Below are 18,946 nucleotides of genomic sequence, written 5' to 3'. Positions count from 1 at the left end.
CCCCAGGAGGCGCGAGTGAGCAGCAACATTCGGCGTGCGTGACAGCCGAGCGACAGGCCGCTCTATAATCGGCGTAATTCTAAAGTATTCGAGGTGCAGTCATGCTCGATCGTGAAGGCTTCCGCCCGAACGTCGGCATCATCCTCATCAACGCAAGAAACGAGGTGTTCTGGGGCAAGCGCATTGGCGAGCACTCCTGGCAGTTTCCACAAGGCGGCATCAAGTACGGTGAGACACCCGAACAAGCGATGTTCCGCGAACTGCACGAAGAAGTCGGCCTGTTGCCAGAACACGTCCGGATCGTCGGTCGCACGCGCGACTGGCTGCGGTATGAGGTGCCGGACAAGTTCATCCGCCGCGAGATACGCGGTCACTATCGGGGCCAGAAACAGATCTGGTTCCTGCTGCGCATGGTCGGTCGCGATTGCGACATCCAGCTGCGCGCCACCGAGCATCCCGAATTCGATGCTTGGCGGTGGAGCCAATACTGGGTGCCGCTGGAAGCCGTGATCGAGTTCAAGCGCGAGGTGTATCAGCTGGCGCTGTCGGAGCTTTCGCGCTTCGTGCAGCGGCAGAATCGCGCGCCGCTGTCTCCGTATGGACGCGGCGGGCAGCACCGCGACCACCGGGCAGACAATCGCGGCGGCAACGAAGGCCGCGATAACCGCCCCGGTGGTCAGAACGCGCGCGGCCCACGCCCTCAAGCGGTGATGACGGTCACCACCACGACGGTCATCGTCGAGACGGTGACAACGTCGCAGCCTGCCTCATCCTCCAACCCTGACGACACTCCGTCCAAGGACAACTCGTGAATGTGAAGACGACGACACGGGGAGCGCGCCGCGCTCTCGTGCCGTTCGCGCTGGCGACTGCGCTGGCGTTGACGGCATGCGGCCACGCCCCCACCGGCAACATCGAAGACAAGCTGTTGATGGACCCGTTCAACGACAAGCCCTTCAAGGAAGATGCCGTCACCTTCCCCGCCCCACCGGTCGATCGTGATGCGTTACCGTTCGATGTGGGTGGCCGCAATGAATCGCCGCTGCGCTTTGCCATTGATCCGAAGTCGGTGTCGATTGGTACAGACAACGTGGTGCGCTACACCGTGCTGATCACCAGCAAGACGGGCGCGCGCAACGTCAACTACGAAGGCATGCGCTGCGACACGGCCGAGCGCCGCATCTACGCCACGCTGCGTAACGACACCAACCAGTGGATCGGCAACCTCGCCGTCGACATGAACGAAACCGCAAACGCGGAATCCGCCAGCATGAACGCGTACAAGCCTGCCACCGATTGGCAGCGTATCGGCAACGGCGGCCCGACGGACTATGGCTCGGCGCTGATGCGCGCGTACTTCTGCGACGTGCGGTCGGTGGCCGGGGATGGAAAACCCGCGACGCTGGTGCGCCGGCTGAGGGATTCGGGAAGAGGGTTTACCGGGCCGTAAGAGACAACGGCTTGATCTGAGGGGATGACCGTTGGGTTCATCCCCTTATTTTTTGCTGTTGCTCGTCGAACCCTGGTGGCTCACATCGGCAATCAGAGCAGTACCAGGTTGTCCCGGTGTACCAGCTCAGCAGCGCTGACGTAGCCCAGCACCGCCTCGATCTCTGAAGACGCCTTGCGCGCAATCAGCCGCGCCTCGGCCGACGAGTAGTTCGTCAGCCCACGCGCCACCTCGCGCCCGGCGGCGTCCACGCAGGAGATCACCTCTCCGCGCGCAAACTCGCCCTGCACTTCGGTCACGCCGATCGGCAGCAACGACTTGCCGCCCGCGGTGAGCTTGTCCACCGCACCAGCGTCCAGCACCACGCGGCCACGCAATTGCAGATGGTCGATCATCCACTGCTTGCGAGCTGCCATACGCCCGGTCTGCGCGCGCAGTTGCGTGCCGATGGCCTCGCCATTCGCCAGTCGCGCCAGCACGTCGGCCTCACGACCAGAAGCGATGATGGTGTGCGCCCCCGATTTGGCCGCACGCTTGGCCGCCAGAATCTTGGTCAGCATGCCGCCCTTGCCGATGCTGGAGCCTGCGCCACCGGCCATCTGTTCCAGATCGGGCATGCCAGCTTGCGCCTCATCGACGAAGCGCGCGTCAGGGTCCTTGCGTGGGTCGGCCGTGTACAGGCCACGCTGGTCGGTCAGGATGATCAGCGCATCGCCTTCGATCAGGTTGGTGACGAGCGCGCCCAGCGTGTCGTTGTCACCGAACTTGATTTCGTCGGTGACGACCGTGTCGTTCTCGTTGATGATCGGCACCACGCCCAGGCTCAACAGCGTGAGCAGCGTGGAGCGCGCGTTGAGGTAGCGCTCGCGGTCCGCCAAGTCACCGTGCGTGAGCAGCACCTGTGCGGTGCGGATGCTGTGTCGCGCGAACTCGGATTCATACACCTGCGCCAGTCCCATCTGTCCGACGGCAGCGGCGGCCTGCAGCTCATGGATTTCCTTCGGGCGCTTGGTCCAGCCCAAACGCTGCATACCCTCGGCGATGGCGCCAGAGCTGACCAGCACGACCTCTTTGCCAGCCGCACGCAGCGCAGCGATCTGCGCCGCCCAGCGGGCGATGGCCGCCTGGTCCAGACCGCGACCATCGTTGGTGACCAGGCTGGAACCAACCTTGACGACAAGGCGGCGCGCATCGGCAATCAGCGAACGCAGGGCCATGGTGGGCGTGTCTCCGAAGGATGTTGGTGTTGTGTGTTTTATGCGTTGGCGCTGTCGTCGCCGCTGTCATGACTGACGTTGTGCAGCGACGGGTCCAGACGTTGGTCAGGTGCAGCCGCTGCGGCGTCCTCTTCGGCGCGCAGCTCGTCGAGGTACTCCTGAATGGCGTGGACCAGCGCCTGCGTGCCATCGTGCGTGAGCGCAGAAATGCGATGCACCGGACCCTTCCACTTGAAGCGCTTCACGAAGTCCTTCACGCGGGCTTCGCGTTCGTCCTCGGGCACCATGTCGAGCTTGTTGAGCACCAGCCAGCGCGGCTTGTCGTACAGCTCGGCATCGTATTTCTTCAGCTCGCCGACGATGGCCTTGGCTTCGGCCACCGGGTCGACGCTCTCGTCAAACGGGGCGAGATCCACCACGTGCAGCAGCACGCGCGTGCGCTGCAGGTGACGCAGGAACTGGTGGCCCAGGCCCGCGCCTTCAGCCGCGCCTTCGATCAGGCCAGGAATGTCTGCCACCACGAACGATTTCGACGGACCCGTGCGCACCACGCCCAGGTTCGGGTGCAGCGTCGTGAACGGGTAGTCGGCAATCTTCGGGCGCGCATTGGAGATGGCGGTGATCAGCGTCGACTTGCCGGCATTCGGCATGCCGAGCAGACCCACATCGGCCAGTACCTTCAGCTCGAGGCGGAGGTTGCGGCGCTCGCCGGCCTTGCCGTCGGTCTTCTGGCGCGGGGCGCGGTTGGTACTCGACTTGAAGTGGATGTTGCCCCAGCCGCCCTCCCCGCCCTGCGCCAGGCACAGGCGCTGACCATCGAGCGTCAGATCGGCGATCAGCTCTTCCGTGTCGGCGTCATAGATGGCGGTCCCCACCGGCATGCGTAGGGTGATGTCTTCACCGGCTGCGCCATAGCAATCCGCACCGCGGCCGTTTTCGCCATTGCGTGCGAGGTGCTTCTTGGCGAAACGGTAGTCGATCAGGGTGTTGATGTTGCGATCAGCAACCGCCCACACGCTGCCACCGCGCCCGCCGTCACCGCCGTCCGGGCCGCCGAACGGGACGAATTTCTCGCGGCGCATCGAGGCGCTACCGTTGCCGCCGTCACCAGCGATCACTTCAATCCGGGCTTCGTCGATGAACTTCATGGAGGTCTCCGCCCGTGCGGCGTGCGCACGGCAGGTAAAAAATCGGCGCTGCTGCGCCATCGCTAACAAAACGCGCCTGGAACAGGCGTACCGCCCAGGACAACAGGACTGTGAGTTGCGCTTGATTCGCGTTTTGTTAGCGGCCAGAAACGAAAAAGCCCCGCACGGGTGCGGGGCCTTTTGACTACAAGGCTGAATCAGGCCGCCGGAACAACGTCGACGAACTGCTTCTTGCCTTCGCCGCGGTTGGCGAACTTCACGTGGCCATCGACCAGCGCGAAGAGGGTGTGGTCCTTGCCCATGCCCACGTTCACACCAGCGTGCGTGCGGGTGCCGCGTTGGCGAACGATGATGCCGCCAGCGTTGATGGCTTGGCCACCGTACACCTTAACGCCCAGGCGCTTCGACTCGGAATCGCGGCCGTTCCGTGTGGAACCGCCGCCTTTTTTCTGTGCCATGACTGAACTCCTATCCGGTTACGTAGACGATGCAGCCTTAGGCCACGATCGAGTCGATACGCAACTCGGTGTAATTTTGACGATGCCCTTGGCGCTTTTGGTAGTGCTTACGACGGCGCATCTTGAAGATGTGCACTTTGTCGTGACGACCGTGGGAGATGACGGTGGCTTTGACGGCAGCACCGCTCACCAGAGGCGCACCAACCTTGAGTTGGTCGCCAGCGCCCACTGCGAGCACCTGGTCAAGCGTGATTTCTGCGCCAACGTCCGCCGGTATCTGTTCTACTTTAAGTTTTTCGCCAGCAGCAACCTTGTATTGCTTACCGCCGGTTTTTACGACCGCGTACATTGTCGGACCTCGATAAAAGAACGTTAATTCTTGAACTAAACGTGACTCTTGTGCCACCCACCACCCGCTTGCACAGACAGCGGACACAGAGAACTCGCAACTATACAAGAAAAACCCAAACAAATCAAAGGCTAATCGTGCTCTGGGTGTGCTGTATCCGCACAACGGCCTGCCACGCCATTTGCCAGCCATCGCAAGGCCGGGCGAACCGCTAGCTTGCTCTATAATCTCGCGGTTTTTGCGCCGCATCGAACGCGCGCAAGCCAACCATCAGTCACACCGCCTTCCGCCGGAATTCGCCTTGACCCAGACCTCCGCCTCCGTCCTGCTCGCCCCTGTCGCTGAAGACATGCGTGCCGTCGATGCCGTGATCCGCCGCCGCCTCGGCTCGGAGGTGGTGCTGATCAACCAGATCGGCGAATACATCATCAGCGCCGGCGGCAAGCGCCTGCGCCCGGTGATCCTGCTGCTGGTAGCCAATGCGCTGGGCTACAAGGGCGAGTATCACCACGAGCTGGCCGCTGTGGTCGAGTTCATCCACACCGCCACGCTGCTGCACGACGACGTAGTCGACGAGTCCGACCTGCGCCGTGGCCGCAAGACCGCCAACGCCGTGTTTGGCAATGCCGCCAGCGTGCTGGTGGGCGACTTCCTGTACTCGCGCGCCTTCCAGATGATGGTGCAGGCCAACAGCATGCGCATCATGCAAATCCTGGCCGACGCCACCAACATCATCTCCGAGGGCGAGGTCCTGCAACTGCTGAACATGCACGACCCGGACGTAACGGAAGAGCGCTACCTGCAGGTGATCCGCTACAAGACCGCCAAGCTGTTCGAGGCCGCCGCACAGATTGGCGCGGTGCTCTCGGGCGCCGATGCCGCCACCGAAGAAGCCGCCGCTGAATACGGCCGCCGCATCGGTACCGCATTCCAGATCGTCGACGACCTGCTCGACTACACGGCCACCGCTGACCAGATGGGCAAGAACGCCGGCGATGACCTGCGCGAAGGCAAGCCGACGTTGCCGCTTATCTATCTGCTACGCAACGGCTCGGAAGAACAGCGCGCGCTGGTGCGCCAGGCGATCGGGCAAGGCGGCACTGAGCATTTCGACGCGATCTTCGCTGCGATTCAAGCCTCGGGCGCGCTGGAATACACGCGCCAAGCCGCTGAACGCGAAGCCGCAGCCGCAGAAACCGCAGCAAATGCATTACCCCCTTCCCTTTTCCGTCAGACGCTGATAGACTTGTGTGCTTTCTCGCTGCAACGTCAGTCCTGACGCAACAATGAGATTTCGGGGTGTAGCTTAGCCTGGTAGAGCGCTACGTTCGGGACGTAGAGGCCGGAGGTTCGAATCCTCTCACCCCGACCAGATTATGAAAGCCGAATCAACGTACTGTTGATTCGGCTTTTTCATTTGGCACGCAGTTTTTTAGCCTCGCGCTTCTGCGGCAAGCCGGCTCAAGGCTGGCAAATCTGCCGCAAACCCCCTCTGTTATAGTGGGCGCCTCGCCGCTCACCCCCTCCCACCTTGGACTCTTGGCCGCTCTGGGCACAAATCGGCGCCGTTGCGCTGCTGCTGTGCTGCTCCGCCTTCTTCTCGATTTCCGAAACCGCGATGATGGCGCTCAACCGCCATCGCCTGCGCCATCTTGCCAAGTCCAACGTCTCGGGCGCACGCAACACCCAGCAATTGCTCGGCCAGACCGACAAGCTGCTCTCGTTCATCCTGATCGGCAACAGCCTGATCAACACCGCCGTCCCGGTGCTGATCACCACCCTTGCCATCCACTACTTCGGCAATAGTGGTACGACACTGTCAATCGCCACGGCGGCGGTCGCCTTCCTCATCATCATCTTCTGCGAGATCGCACCCAAGATCGTTGGGGCGACGTATCCGGAGCGTATTGCGTTTCCGGCAAGCTTTGTCATTGCACCGCTGTTGAAGATCACGATGCCGCTGGTGGCCGTGGTCAACGCCTTCGCCATGGGGGTACTGCGGCTGGTGCGCATCAACACGCGCAAGGCGCCTGAGCAGCGCATGTCCACCGAGGAGTTGCGCACGCTGGTGCTGGAGTCGGGCAACTTCATCCCGCACAAGCACCGCAGCATCCTGCTCAACCTGTTCGACCTGGACGCCATCACCGTGGACGACGTGATGACACCGCGCGCGCGGGTGGAATCACTCGACCTGTCGCGCCCGATCGACGAGGTGATCCAGCAGCTTGAAACCTGCTATCACAACAAGCTGCCGGTGTTCGAGCAGGACAGCGACCAAGTGATCGGCATCCTGCATGTGCGCAAAGTGCTGTCGCTGTTGGGTGACACCGAGCTCACGCATGACGATTTCCGCGCGCTGCTGGTGCAGCCGTACTTCGTGCCGAGCGGCACGCCGGTATTCCGGCAGCTACAGTATTTTCAGGAAAACCGCCGCCGCATCGGCCTGATCGTCAACGAATACGGCGACATGCTGGGGCTGGTGACGCTGGAAGACATCATCGAAGAGATGATCGGCGAGTTCACCACCACGCTGCCGAACGCCGGCAAGCTGGCCTGGGATGCCGAGGGCGCCTATCTTGCTGATGCAGGCATGTCGCTGCGTGATCTGAACCGGCGCCTGGGCCTGACCCTGCCGACCGACGGCCCAAAGACACTCAACGGGCTGGTACTGGAAGTGCTAGAGGAGATTCCCGAGGCCACGGTCAGCGTGAAGATTGCCGGGTGCGTGATGGATATCGTGCAGATGGACAGCCAGTCGATCCGCACCGTGCGACTGCACCGGCCAACGGCCCCCAAGCGTATCTGAGGCCACTCGCACGACAGAAATCGGGCCGAAAACTTCAGCCCGGGCGGTTTTCTGCCGATGTGGCACAAATGCAAGCTGCGCGCTGATGTGCGCTTTACAAATCCAGGGGCGGTCGGCAAACTGCCCCGGTTCCGGGCACCACCCCCCACGAATGGGTGGGGTACCGGCTGCAAACATAGAACAACTCGCCTTGGGGGGCGGGCACACACTCAAGGCAGTGGGGCCGAGTGTGCGCTGAAATGGTCAGCTGCAGCCTGACGGACTGGACTCATGACACTCGGACTCGCTCTAGCACAGAGCCGGCGGATCGCGCCGACGTTACTCACCCAGTTGGAACAGAGCGCGCGCGAAAAGCGCACGCAGCTGATCGACGAGCTGGTGGGTAGCGGGATCATGAGTGCGCACGATCTGGCCGTGTTCGTGGCCGGCAAATACCAGATGCCGCTGCTGGACCTGGCGCAATACAAGCTCGACACCGTGCCGGCCGTGCTCACGGCCAACAAGCACTTTGCGCAGCTGCGCCTGCTGCCGCTGGGCCGCCGCGACAACCGCCTTATTTTGGCCACGTCTGACCCGAGCGACCCGAAGCCGATCGAAGAGCTGCGTCAGAAGATGAACGTGGCAATCGAAACGGTCATCGTCGAACACGACAAGCTGGTGCGCCAATTGAGCCTCGCGAACGAGGCGCCGGCCGAGATCAAGTCGCTCTTCCCCATACAGGAAGCGACGCAGATCGAGTACGACCCGGGTGCCGCCGCCGCAACGCGCCGCACCACCACGGACGGCATCGACGACGCCCCCGTGGTGCGCTTCCTGCAGAAGCTCTTTACCGAAGCCCTGCTGCGCGGCGCATCGGACTTGCACTTCGAGCCCTTTGAAACGTTTTACCGCGTGCGTTTCCGCATCGATGGCATCCTGGCGCAGGTCGCGCAGCCGCCGCTCGATATCCGCGACAAGATCGCCACCCGCATCAAGGTGCTCTCGCGCCTGGACATCTCGGAAAAGCGCGTGCCGCAGGACGGCCGCATGAAGCTGCTCATCACCGTCCCGAAAGACAAAAAGGACAAGGAAAACAAAGAGACGGTCGAGCGCGCCATCGACTTCCGAGTGTCGACGCTGCCGACGCTGTTCGGCGAGAAGATCGTGATCCGGATTCTGGAGTCGTCCACCGAGCGGCTCGACATCGACCAGCTCGGCTACGAGCCCGAGCAGAAGCAGCTGCTGCTCGACGTGATCAAGCGCCCCTACGGGATGGTGCTGGTGACAGGCCCGACCGGCTCGGGCAAGACGGTATCGCTGTACACGTTCCTGAACAAGCTGAACCAGGGCGACATCAACATTTCCACGGCCGAAGACCCGGCGGAAATCCAGTTGCCCGGGATCAACCAAGTCAACGTGAACGACAAGGCGGGGCTGACCTTTGCCGCGGCGCTCAAGTCGTTCCTGCGTCAGGATCCGGACATCATCATGGTGGGCGAAATCCGAGATCTGGAAACGGCCGACATCTCGATCAAGGCCGCGCAGACCGGTCACTTGGTGTTCTCGACGCTGCACACCAACGACGCGCCGACGACGCTGACCCGCCTGATGAACATGGGCGTGGCGCCGTTCAACATCGCATCGTCGGTGCTGATGATCACGGCACAGCGTCTGGCGCGCCGGCTGTGCAAGGACTGCAAGAAACCGGGCCCACTACCCAAGGAAACGCTGCTCGACGCGGGCTTCACAGAAGCCGACCTCGATGGCTCGTGGCAGCCATACCATCCGGTCGGCTGCGAGACCTGCAACGGCAGCGGCTACAAGGGTCGGGTCGGTATCTATCAGGTGATGCCGATCACCGAGGCGATCCAGGAAATCATTCTCACGCACGGCACGGCGCTGCAGATCGCTGAACAGGCGCGCAAGGACGGCGTGCTGTCGCTGCGCGAATCGGGCCTGAGAAAAGTCAAGGCGGGGCAGACTTCCCTCGAGGAAGTGCTGGCCACGACGAACCAATAACCTTCTCGATCAATCGTTCCCATACCGGGGGGTAGGAACCAACCATGGCCACACGAGCACCCGCCGCACGACCGGCCCCAAAGAGCGCGGCCACCGCGCCGGCACGCAAGACCGCCAAGACGAAGGCACCCACACAGTACATCTTCGAGTGGGAAGGCAAGGATCGCAAAGGCAAGATCTTCAAAGGCGAGATGCGTGCCGAGAGCATCACCGAGGTGAATGCCGTCCTGCGCAAGCAGGGCCTGTCAATCACCAAGTCCAAGCGCCGCCGCGCTGCACGCGGCAAGAAGATCACGCCGAAGGACGTGGCGTACTTCACGCGCCAGCTCTCGACCATGCTAAAGGCCGGTGTGCCGCTGCTGCAATCCATCGACATCATTGCGAAGGGCCACGCCAACCCGAACTTCACGCAGCTGCTGACGGAAATCCGCGTCGATATCGAGTCGGGCAGCAGCATGGCGGCCGCGTTCCGCCGTCACCCCCAGTACTTCGACACGCTGTACTGCAACCTGATCGACGCCGGTGAACAGGGCGGTATTCTCGATGCCCTGCTCGAGCGCCTGTCGCTGTACATGGAAAAGTCGATCGCGCTGAAGGCGCAGATCAAGTCGGCCATGATCTACCCGATCTCGGTGCTGACAGTGGCGTTCCTGGTGACGGTGGTGCTGATGATTTTCGTGGTGCCGGCGTTCAAGGGCGTGTTCGCGAGCTTCGGTGCCACCCTGCCGGCCCCGACGCTGGTGGTGATGAGCATCTCCGACTTCTTCGTGGAATGGTGGTACATCATCGTCTTCCTACCCATCATTGGCATCGTGCTGTTCACGCGAGCGTTCAAGCGCTCGGAAAATGTGCAGCGCTCCACGCACCGCTGGATTCTGCGCATGCCGATCTTCGGCAGCATCATCCGCAAGGCGACCATCGCCCGCTGGACGCGCACGCTGGCCACCATGTTTGCGGCCGGCACGCCGCTGGTAGAGTCGATGGAATCTGTGGCGGGTGCCGCCGGCAACTGGATCTACCACGACGCCACCATCGAGATTCAACAGGCCGTGCGCATCGGTACCAGCCTGACCAACGCCATGCAGGCCACCCACGTGTTCGACAACATGGTTCTACAGATGACGCAGATCGGTGAGGAATCCGGTGCGCTAGACAGCATGCTGCTGAAGGTGGCCGAGTTCTACGAGCGTGAGGTCGACGACGCCGTGGCGAACATCTCTGCGCTGATCGAGCCGCTCATCATCGTGATCCTGGGCGTGCTGATCGGTGGCATGGTGGTGGCGATGTACCTGCCGATCTTCAAGTTGGGCCAGGTGGTTTGATGCCCGAGATGTTTGTCATTCCCACGCTGGCGCAGTTGCCGGCGTGGTTCGTGATTGGAGCGGCCGGGCTGGTTGGCCTGCTCGTCGGCAGCTTCCTCAATGTGGTGATCCACCGGCTGCCTCGCATGATCGAGCGCGAGGAGGCCAACTACATCGCCGAACTGCGCGAAGAACCACTTCCCCATCCCGACGCCTACAACCTGGTTGTCCCGCGCTCCGCGTGCCCGTCATGCGGCCACCAGATCAAGGCCGTTGAGAACATCCCCGTGGTGAGCTGGCTGGCGCTGCGCGGACGCTGCAGCGCCTGCAAGACGCCGATCTCCTGGCGCTATCCCGCCGTCGAACTGGTCACCGGCCTGCTGACTGCGGCCTGCTTCTGGCACTTTGGGCCGACCTGGGTGGCGGTGGCCTCGGCCGTACTGCTGTGGTTTCTGGTCGCCGGCACGATGATCGACGCCGACACCCAGTTGCTGCCCGACGCCATCACCCAACCCCTGCTGTGGGTCGGCTTGGGAGTGAACCTGTTTGGCATGTTCGCGCGACTGCACGACGCGGTGATCGGCGCGATGGCGGGCTACCTCTTCCTGTGGTCGATCTACTGGGCCTACAAGCTGCTGCGCGACCGCGAGGGCATGGGCTACGGTGATTTCAAACTGATGGCGGCACTCGGTGCCTGGTTCGGCTGGCAGGCACTGCCGCTGCTGGTGCTGCTGTCATCGGTGGTGGGACTGGTGTTCGGGCTGTTCCGCATGGCGCGTGGCATCAGCAGCGAAACCCCCTTCTCGTTTGGGCCGTTCATTGCCGGCGCCGGCGTGATCGCCCTGTTGGCCGGCCCGCAGTTGGTTATGCTGACGGGGCTTGGTCCGCTACTCACACCGTAAAGGCGCCATCAGCATGCGCGTGATCGGCCTGACCGGCGGCATTGGCAGCGGCAAGAGCTACGTGGCGGACCGCCTGGCCGAGCGCGGCGCCGCCATCGTCGACACCGACGCCATCGCACACGAAATCAGCGCACCGGGCGGCGCTGCCATCCCCAAGCTCGTCGAAGCCTTCGGCACCAGCATCCTGCGTGCCGACGGCGCCATGAACCGTGACGCTATGCGCGCGCTCGCATTTTCCGACGCAACCGCCAAGGCGCGGCTGGAGCAGATCACACACCCGTTGATCCGCGAGATCGCCCTGTCGCGCGGGACCGCGGCGCAGGCATCCGGGGCGCATCCGTACCTCGTCTACGTGGTTCCGCTGCTGGTGGAATCGCTGGCCGGGCATCAAAGCTGGCGCGCACTGGTCGACCGCATTCTGGTGGTCGACTGCCCTGTCGAAACCCAGATCGCCCGTGTGATCACCCGCAATGGCTTGCCGCGTGCACAAGTGGAAGCCATCATCGCCCGCCAGGCTTCGCGTGAAGCCCGCCTGGCTGCCGCTGACGACGTGATCGACAACAGCGGAACGCTGGCCGACCTCCTCCCGCAGATCGACCGACTGGACCAAGCCTGGCGGACGAGTTGAAACCATCTGAGAGGCGGCAGAACGGGGCCTTGTGGCCCTTTGCATTGTGATGCGCGAGGGTCTCGCATAGAATGCGGGCAGATCGAGGCCAATTTGGGCTTCGTGCCAGCCAAATCGGGCACCCAAGTTTTGATCCTGTACGAATATCCCTTCAACGAACGCATTCGAACGCTGCTGCGGCTCGAAGATCTGTTCGAGCGGCTGGATTTCTTTCTCGTGCAGGAACACCCGCTGCAGCATCATGTGGCGCTGACCACGCTGTTCGAGGTTGTCGACGTGGCCGGCCGCGCCGACCTCAAATCCGACCTCCTGAAAGAACTCGATCGCCAGCGCCAGACGCTCACCGCGCTGCGCGCCAACCCGCAGATCGACCAAGACGCGCTCGACGCCGTCATCAGCGAGCTGGAAACCGCTTCGGGCAATCTCACCGCCACGCACGGCAAGGCTGGCCAGCTCATCGCCGACAACGAGTGGCTGACGAGCATCCGCAGCCGCGCCATCATCCCCGGTGGTACATGTGAATTTGATCTGCCGGCGTATTTTGCATGGCAGCATCACCCGGCCGAGCGCCGTCGCGCCGACATTATTAAATGGGCACAGCCTCTGGTGCCGCTGCGCGATGCCACGATGATCGTGCTGCGCCTGCTGCGCGAGTCTGGTCAGAGTGGCAAGGTGATTGCTAACGCCGGTAGCTATCAGCAGATGCTGTCGGGCCGCGTGTACCAGCTCATGCAGGTGCGCCTGGACGAGTCCGCGCTGGGGTTCATTCCCGAGATCAGCGCCAACAAGTACATGCTCTGGGTGCGCTTCACCCAGCAGGATGGTGACCTGCGACCCAAGGCGGTGGACGCGGATATCCCGTTCCAGCTGAAGCTCTGCAATTTCTGAGCCGCACCATGACTGCCAAGACTGTCAAATGCCCGACCTGCGGTAAGCCGGTACCTTGGGTGCCGGAGAGCCGCTATCGCCCCTTCTGCTCCGAGCGCTGCAAACAGATCGACCTAGGCGCCTGGGCCGCCGAGCAGTACACCATCCCCGTAGTAGAAGACGACGACCTGCCCGACGCGCCGGGCGGTGACACAAGCGGCAAGCTCAACTAGCCGTCGCTTCCTCGCGCATCCATTCGAAGACGGGCAGCGTCGCCGGCAGCACCGGATCGACGCTGATCGGCAGCGTCTGCCAAGCGAAATCCTGACCTTCCAGCGCACGCAACGTCCCATCCCACGCCGTTACCTTGCAGAAGTGCAGGCGCACATACGCGTGCGGGTAGTCATGCTCGATGGTGTGCCACGGCACGCAGGCGCGCAGCGTGACATCCAGCTCTTCTTTGAGCTCACGCGTGAGCGCAGCCTCCACGGATTCGCCCGCTTCCAGCTTGCCACCGGGGAATTCCCAGTAACCCGCATACGGTTTGCCCTCGGGGCGCTGCGCCAGCAGAAACTGGCCGTCCGGCTGCACGAGCACGCCCACGGCCACTTCGGTGATCTTGCGGCCGTCGGGCGTGTGCGTCGGTGGCACTTGCGTCAGGTTGTCAGTCGACATGCTGCCGCCCATGCTTGCCGCCCCAGTCGCGCGCGAATTGCCACGCCACACGACCCGAACGCGAGCCCCGCTCCAGCGCCCACACCAGCGCATCGCCACGTGCAGCGGCGATGTCCTCGTCGCTGCAACCAAAATGCTTGAGCCAGTGGCCGACGATGGTCAGGTACTCGTCCTGCTTGGGCGGGTAGAACGACAGCCACAGCCCGAAGCGTTCCGACAGCGAGATCTTCTCCTCCACCACTTCGCCGGGGTGGATTTCCCCGTCCGACGTGTGCTGATAGGTCTCGTTGTCCTTCATGTACTCGGGCAGCAGGTGGCGCCGGTTGGACGTCGCGTAAATCAGCACGTTGTCCGACTGTGCCGCCACCGAGCCGTCCAGCGCTGACTTGAGCGCCTTGTAGCCGGATTCGCCCTCTTCGAACGAGAGGTCATCGCAGAAGATCGCAAAGCGCTCGGGACGCGTGGAGAGCCGCTCGACGATATCGCCCAGATCGGCCAGATCATCCTTGTCGACTTCGACCAAGCGCAGGCCCTCTTTCACGAATTCGTTCAGGCAGGCCTTGATGAGCGACGACTTGCCGGTGCCGCGCGCGCCCGTCAGCAGCACATTGTTCGCCGGCAGCCTGCGCACGAACTGGCGCGTGTTGGCGACGATGGCGTCTTTCTGGCGCTCGATGTTGTGCAGATCGCTCAGGTGAATCGGGGGCAGTTGGCGAATCGGCGCGAGATAGCCAATGTTGCCGAACAGGCTCTGGCGCTTGCGCCAGCGGAAGGCAACGGCCTCGTTCCAGTCAGCTTCGGTCAGCTCAGGGGGCAGCCACTGCTCGAGCCGCCCCAGGAAGCGGTCGAGCCGTGCGGAAAGATCAGACGACATGTCGACGAACTCCGGATTACGAGCGGTAGTCCGCGTTGATCGACACGTAGTCGTGCGAGAAGTCGCACGTCCACACGGTGGCGGTGGCGTCGCCGCGGCCGAGCGCGATGCGCACGGTGATTTCGGCCTGCTTCATCACGCGCTGGCCATCTTCTTCGCGGTACTCGGGGTTGCGGCCACCGTCACGGGCAACCCACACGTCGTCGAGCCACAGGTTGACGCCGTTCACGTCGAGATCGTTCACGCCGGCATAGCCAACGGCGGCCAAGATACGGCCTAGGTTGGGGTCCGATGCGTAGAACGCGGTCTTGACCAGCGGCGAGTGCGCGACCGCGTAGGCGATCAGGCGGCACTCCTCGACGTTGCGACCGCCCTCAACGCGGACGGCCATGAACTTGGTGGCGCCCTCGCCGTCGCGCACGATCTTCTGTGCGAGCTCTTGTGCGAGGCCGGTCAGCGCATCGCGCAGCGCGGCGTAGTCGGGGTGCAATTCCGAATCGATGCGCGGCGTGCCGGCACGGCCCGTAGCGATGACAACGAACGAATCGTTGGTCGACGTATCGCCATCCACCGTCACGCTGTTGAACGAGTGATCAGCAGCGTAGCGCACCAGGCCCTGCAGCACGGCTTCGTCGACGTTGGCATCGGTGGCGATGAAGCCGAGCATCGTCGCCATGTTCGGGCGGATCATGCCCGCGCCCTTGCTGATGCCCGACATGCGCACGGTCTTGCCCGACAGCGTGCACGTGGCCGACGCAGCCTTGGGCACCGTGTCGGTGGTCATGATGGCTTCAGCGGCGGCCAGCCAGTTATCCGGTTTGGCGTTGGCCTGCGCGGCCGGCAGACCCGCGATGATGCGATCAACCGGCAGCGGCTCCAGAATCACGCCCGTCGAGAACGGCAGCACCTGCTCCGCCGACACGCCCAGCAGCTTGGCCACCGCGTCACAGGTCTGGCGCGCATGCGCGAGGCCGGGGGCGCCGGTACCGGCGTTGGCGTTGCCCGTATTCACGACGATGGCGCGTGCGCCCTTGCCGCTCGCCAGATGCTCGCGGCACACCTGTACGGGTGCGGCGCAGAACCGGTTCTGCGTGAACACGCCGGCCACGCTCGAACCCTCGGCAATGCGTACCAGCAGTACGTCCTTGCGATTGGCCTTGCGGACACCAGCCTCGGCCCAGCCAAGGTCTACGCCGTCGATCGGCAACAGGGAGTCAGCGGCGGGCGCGACGAGATTCACAGCCATGGAGCACACCTTTCAAATGAGGATGCCCGCATTGCGGGCATCGTGAATCAACAGAAAACGGCAGGAAAATGCGGCGCCGCATTGGCGGCGCGTGTGAGCAGCATCAGGCCAACTTGCCGTGGCACTGCTTGTACTTCTTGCCCGAACCGCACGGGCACGGATCGTTGCGGCCAACCTTGGGCACTTCGCCCGCCAGTGCCGCCGCCGCAGCGGATGCCGCCGAACGGGGCGCCGCCATACCCGGTGCAGCGCCATGAACCTCGGCATCGCCTGCGGCCACTTCGGCCAGCTCGCTGAACTCGTCGTGCTTGTACTGCAGGTTGGTCAGCGCCGACAGGTCTTCTTCGATCTGCTCCGAAGCCTGCTCCAGTTGCTCCTGCGACTGGATGCGCACCGTGAAGACGATACGCGTGACTTCGTTTCGGATGGTATCGAGCAGGCGGCCGAACAGTTCGAACGACTCGCGCTTGTACTCCTGCTTCGGATCCTTCTGCGCGTAGCCGCGCAGGTGGATACCCTGGCGCAGCATGTCCAGCGCAGCCAGGTGCTCGCGCCAGTGCGTATCGAGGCTCTGCAGCATCACCGAACGCTCAAAGCCGGCGAAGGACTCGCGGCCAACCTGCGCCACCTTGCCCTCGTACACCGCCTCGGCGGCGTCCATCACCATCTTCAGCAGCTCTTCGTCTTCGATGGACTGGGCGTCTTCCAGCGTCTTCACCAGCGGCTGGTCAACACCCCAGTCGTCACGCAGTGCCTTCTCCAGCCCGGCGACGTCCCACTGCTCTTCCATCGTTTCCGCCGGCACGTAGCTGCGGAACAGTTCGGTGAACACGGATTCGCGCAGGTTCTTGACGACATCGCCAATATCGCCTGCTTCAAGGATCTCGTTACGCAGCTTGTAGATTTCGCGGCGCTGGTCGTTGGCAACGTCGTCGTACTGCAGCAGTTGCTTACGGATGTCGAAGTTGCGGCCTTCCACCTTGCGCTGCGCCGATTCGATCGAGCGCGTGACAATGCCGGCTTCGATCGGCTCGCCTTCGGGCATCTTCAGGCGGTCCATGATGGCGCGCACGCGGTCGCCCGCGAAGATGCGCAGCAGCTGGTCGTCCAGCGACAGATAGAAGCGCGACGAACCCGGGTCACCCTGACGGCCGGCGCGACCGCGCAACTGGTTGTCGATCCGGCGCGATTCATGGCGCTCGGTACCGACGATATGCAGACCGCCAGCCGCCTTCACCTGCTCGTGCAGCGACTGCCATTCGTCCTGCAGCGTCTTCACGCGTGCGGCCTTTTCAGCGTCGGAGAGCGACGCATCGGCCATCACAAAGCCGGATTGCTTCTCCACGTTACCGCCCAGCACGATGTCGGTACCGCGACCGGCCATGTTGGTCGCAATGGTGATCGCCTTGGGGCGGCCCGCTTCCGCGATGATGGCGGCCTCGCGCTCGTGCTGCTTGGCGTTGAGCACCTGGTGCGGCAGCTTGACCTGGTTCAGCAGGTTCGACAGCAGCTCGGAATTTTCAATGGACGTGGTGCCCACCAGCACCGGCTGGCCGCGCTCGTAGCAATCTTGAATATCGCGGATGACGGCGTCGTAGCGCTCCTTGCCGGTCTTGTAGATCTGATCCTGCAAGTCCTTGCGCTGCGGCGTGCGGTTGGTCGGGATCACCACGGTTTCCAGGCCGTAGATCTCCTGGAATTCGTACGCTTCCGTATCCGCCGTGCCGGTCATGCCCGCCAGCTTGGTGTACATACGGAAGTAGTTCTGGAACGTGATGGTCGCCAGCGTCTGGTTTTCCTGCTGGATCTGCACGCCTTCCTTGGCTTCCACAGCCTGGTGCAGACCGTCAGACCAGCGGCGGCCCGTCATCAGGCGGCCGGTGAATTCATCAACGATCACCACTTCACCGTTCTGCACCACGTAGTGCTGGTCGCGGAAGAACAGGCTGTGCGCGCGCAGGGCGGCGTACAGGTGGTGCATCAGCGTGATGTTCTGCGGCGCGTAGAGCGATTCGCCTTCGCCGATCAGGCCAGCCTGCAACAGGATCTGCTCAGCCTTTTCATGGCCCGATTCGGTCAGGTAGACCTGGTGCGATTTCTCGTCGACGTAGTAGTCGCCCGGCTTCTCAACGCCCGTGCCGTCAGCCTTCTCTTCGCCGATCTGGCGCGTGAGCTGGGCCGGGATGCCGTTCATGCGACGGTACAGGTCGGTGTGGTCTTCGGCCTGGCCGGAGATGATCAGCGGCGTGCGCGCTTCATCGATCAGGATCGAGTCGACCTCATCGACGATGGCGTAGTTCAGCGGACGCTGCACGCGTTGGCCGGCGTCGTACACCATGTTGTCGCGCAGGTAGTCGAAGCCGAACTCGTTGTTGGTGCCGTAGGTGATGTCCGACGCGTAAGCGGCCTGCTTCTGGTCGTGGTCCATGGTGGTCAGGTTGACCCCCACCGACAGGCCCAGCCAGTTGTAGAGCTGCCCCATCCACTCCGCATCACGCTGCGCGAGATAGTCGTTGACCGTAATGACGTGCACGCCCTGGCCGGAGATGGCATTCAGGTACACCGCCAGCGTCGCCGTCAGCGTCTTGCCTTCACCCGTGCGCATTTCAGCGATCTTGCCATCATGCAGGACCATGCCGCCGATCATCTGCACATCGAAGTGGCGCATCTTCATCACGCGCTTGCTGGCCTCTCGGCACACGGCAAACGCTTCGGGCAGCAGCGCGTCCAGCGTCTCGCCCTTGGCGAAGCGCTGGCGGAACTCCTCGGTCTTGGCCTGCAGCTCGGTATCGGAGAGCGCCTCGAACTTCGGCTCGAGCGCGTTGATCTGCACCACCTTGCGGCGGTACTGTTTGATCAGCCGCTCATTGCGGCTGCCGAAAATCTTCTTGAGAAGGCCCGTGATCATCGATGGCTAGGGCCGGCGAGCCACCCGGAGAATGCCTCGCAGAAGACCGCGAAACACAGGCGGCGCAACGGCCCGAATAGGGTTGGCGCAAAGGCGGGAGTTTAGCATGTGCAAAACCC

The 18,946-nt window shown here is 63.2% G+C and carries 18 protein-coding genes and 1 tRNA gene; 11 read left to right on the top strand and 8 right to left on the bottom strand.

The genetic code is table 11. The features are described 5' to 3' along the window. The first annotated feature begins 101 nt into the window (after positions 1-101). Together ACS13N_RS00360 and ACS13N_RS00355 are read left to right on the top strand one after the other, a co-directional pair. A complete protein-coding gene (locus tag ACS13N_RS00360) occupies positions 102-812 on the top strand; it encodes an RNA pyrophosphohydrolase (protein WP_438929832.1) in 711 nt (236 codons plus the stop codon). Beyond that, complete coding sequence (locus tag ACS13N_RS00355) at positions 809-1,450, top strand: CNP1-like family protein (protein WP_438929831.1); 642 nt, start codon at positions 809-811, stop codon at positions 1,448-1,450. The genes ACS13N_RS00360 and ACS13N_RS00355 overlap by 4 nt, the downstream gene beginning before the upstream one ends. Positions 1,451-1,542: 92 nt before the next feature. Here the strand turns inward: ACS13N_RS00355 and proB are convergent, their stop codons facing one another. From proB to rplU, 4 genes are all read right to left on the bottom strand, one after another. Beyond that, on the bottom strand, positions 1,543-2,667 hold the full coding sequence (proB, locus tag ACS13N_RS00350; RefSeq protein WP_438929830.1) for a glutamate 5-kinase: 1,125 nt from the start codon (positions 2,665-2,667) through the stop codon (positions 1,543-1,545). 38 nt (positions 2,668-2,705) lie between these two features. Then, complete coding sequence (gene obgE / locus ACS13N_RS00345; RefSeq protein WP_438929829.1) at positions 2,706-3,815, bottom strand: GTPase ObgE; 1,110 nt, start codon at positions 3,813-3,815, stop codon at positions 2,706-2,708. A gap of 197 nt (positions 3,816-4,012) precedes the next feature. Then, the gene (gene rpmA / locus ACS13N_RS00340; protein WP_004633021.1) at positions 4,013-4,273 is read right to left on the bottom strand and encodes a 50S ribosomal protein L27; all 261 of its coding nucleotides are present in this window, start codon (positions 4,271-4,273) and stop codon (positions 4,013-4,015) included. Between the two features lie 37 nt (positions 4,274-4,310). Beyond that, positions 4,311-4,622 (bottom strand): 50S ribosomal protein L21, encoded by a 312-nt coding sequence (gene rplU / locus ACS13N_RS00335; protein ID WP_004633023.1) that lies wholly within the window; start codon positions 4,620-4,622, stop codon positions 4,311-4,313. Between the two features lie 349 nt (positions 4,623-4,971). Here rplU and ispB point away from each other — a divergent pair, with 349 nt between their 5' ends. The 9 genes from ispB (at position 4,972) to yacG (ending at position 13,357) form a co-directional block, all read left to right on the top strand. Further along, entirely contained in the window at positions 4,972-5,901 is a 930-nt protein-coding gene (ispB, locus tag ACS13N_RS00330; protein WP_438930580.1) for an octaprenyl diphosphate synthase, read from the top strand. Between the two features lie 16 nt (positions 5,902-5,917). Next, a tRNA-Pro gene (locus ACS13N_RS00325) sits at positions 5,918-5,994 on the top strand. 159 nt (positions 5,995-6,153) lie between these two features. Next, on the top strand, positions 6,154-7,428 hold the full coding sequence (locus ACS13N_RS00320) for an HlyC/CorC family transporter (protein ID WP_438929828.1): 1,275 nt from the start codon (positions 6,154-6,156) through the stop codon (positions 7,426-7,428). A 270-nt stretch (positions 7,429-7,698) separates the two neighbouring features. Next, the gene (gene pilB / locus ACS13N_RS00315) at positions 7,699-9,426 is read left to right on the top strand and encodes a type IV-A pilus assembly ATPase PilB (protein ID WP_438929827.1); all 1,728 of its coding nucleotides are present in this window, start codon (positions 7,699-7,701) and stop codon (positions 9,424-9,426) included. 44 nt (positions 9,427-9,470) lie between these two features. After that, entirely contained in the window at positions 9,471-10,748 is a 1,278-nt protein-coding gene (locus ACS13N_RS00310) for a type II secretion system F family protein (RefSeq protein ID WP_438929826.1), read from the top strand. Next, complete coding sequence (locus tag ACS13N_RS00305; RefSeq protein ID WP_438929825.1) at positions 10,748-11,629, top strand: prepilin peptidase; 882 nt, start codon at positions 10,748-10,750, stop codon at positions 11,627-11,629. Before ACS13N_RS00310 ends, ACS13N_RS00305 begins: the two co-directional genes overlap by 1 nt. Before the next feature lie 13 nt (positions 11,630-11,642). Beyond that, positions 11,643-12,257 carry a dephospho-CoA kinase gene (gene coaE, locus ACS13N_RS00300; protein WP_438929824.1) on the top strand — a complete coding sequence of 205 codons (615 nt, stop codon included), beginning with the start codon at positions 11,643-11,645 and terminating at the stop codon, positions 12,255-12,257. Between the two features lie 129 nt (positions 12,258-12,386). Beyond that, the gene (gene zapD, locus ACS13N_RS00295; RefSeq protein WP_438930579.1) at positions 12,387-13,145 is read left to right on the top strand and encodes a cell division protein ZapD; all 759 of its coding nucleotides are present in this window, start codon (positions 12,387-12,389) and stop codon (positions 13,143-13,145) included. 8 nt (positions 13,146-13,153) lie between these two features. Beyond that, entirely contained in the window at positions 13,154-13,357 is a 204-nt protein-coding gene (gene yacG / locus ACS13N_RS00290) for a DNA gyrase inhibitor YacG (RefSeq protein ID WP_438929823.1), read from the top strand. Here yacG and ACS13N_RS00285 read toward each other — a convergent pair. The 4 genes from ACS13N_RS00285 to secA all read right to left on the bottom strand — a co-directional run bounded on the left by ACS13N_RS00285 (position 13,350) and on the right by secA (position 18,827). After that, positions 13,350-13,799: an NUDIX domain-containing protein gene (locus tag ACS13N_RS00285; protein WP_316881901.1), complete on the bottom strand. Its 450-nt coding sequence runs from the start codon at positions 13,797-13,799 to the stop codon at positions 13,350-13,352. The two genes, yacG and ACS13N_RS00285, sit on opposite strands and share 8 nt — an antisense overlap. Continuing rightward, positions 13,789-14,673, bottom strand: coding sequence for an ATP-binding protein (locus ACS13N_RS00280; protein WP_438929822.1), 885 nt, complete (start codon positions 14,671-14,673; stop codon positions 13,789-13,791). The genes ACS13N_RS00285 and ACS13N_RS00280 overlap by 11 nt, the downstream gene beginning before the upstream one ends. A gap of 16 nt (positions 14,674-14,689) precedes the next feature. Beyond that, the gene (gene argJ, locus ACS13N_RS00275; RefSeq protein ID WP_438929821.1) at positions 14,690-15,919 is read right to left on the bottom strand and encodes a bifunctional glutamate N-acetyltransferase/amino-acid acetyltransferase ArgJ; all 1,230 of its coding nucleotides are present in this window, start codon (positions 15,917-15,919) and stop codon (positions 14,690-14,692) included. Positions 15,920-16,022: 103 nt separating this feature from the next. Then, complete coding sequence (gene secA / locus ACS13N_RS00270) at positions 16,023-18,827, bottom strand: preprotein translocase subunit SecA (protein WP_438929820.1); 2,805 nt, start codon at positions 18,825-18,827, stop codon at positions 16,023-16,025. Between the last annotated feature and the right edge of the window lie 119 nt (positions 18,828-18,946).

The organism is Ralstonia sp. 24A2, assembly GCF_051783885.1.
Taxonomy (GTDB): Bacteria; Pseudomonadota; Gammaproteobacteria; order Burkholderiales; family Burkholderiaceae; genus Ralstonia.
Note: the sequence above shows the minus strand (reverse complement) of the source record. Positions and strands in the feature narration are given on the sequence as shown.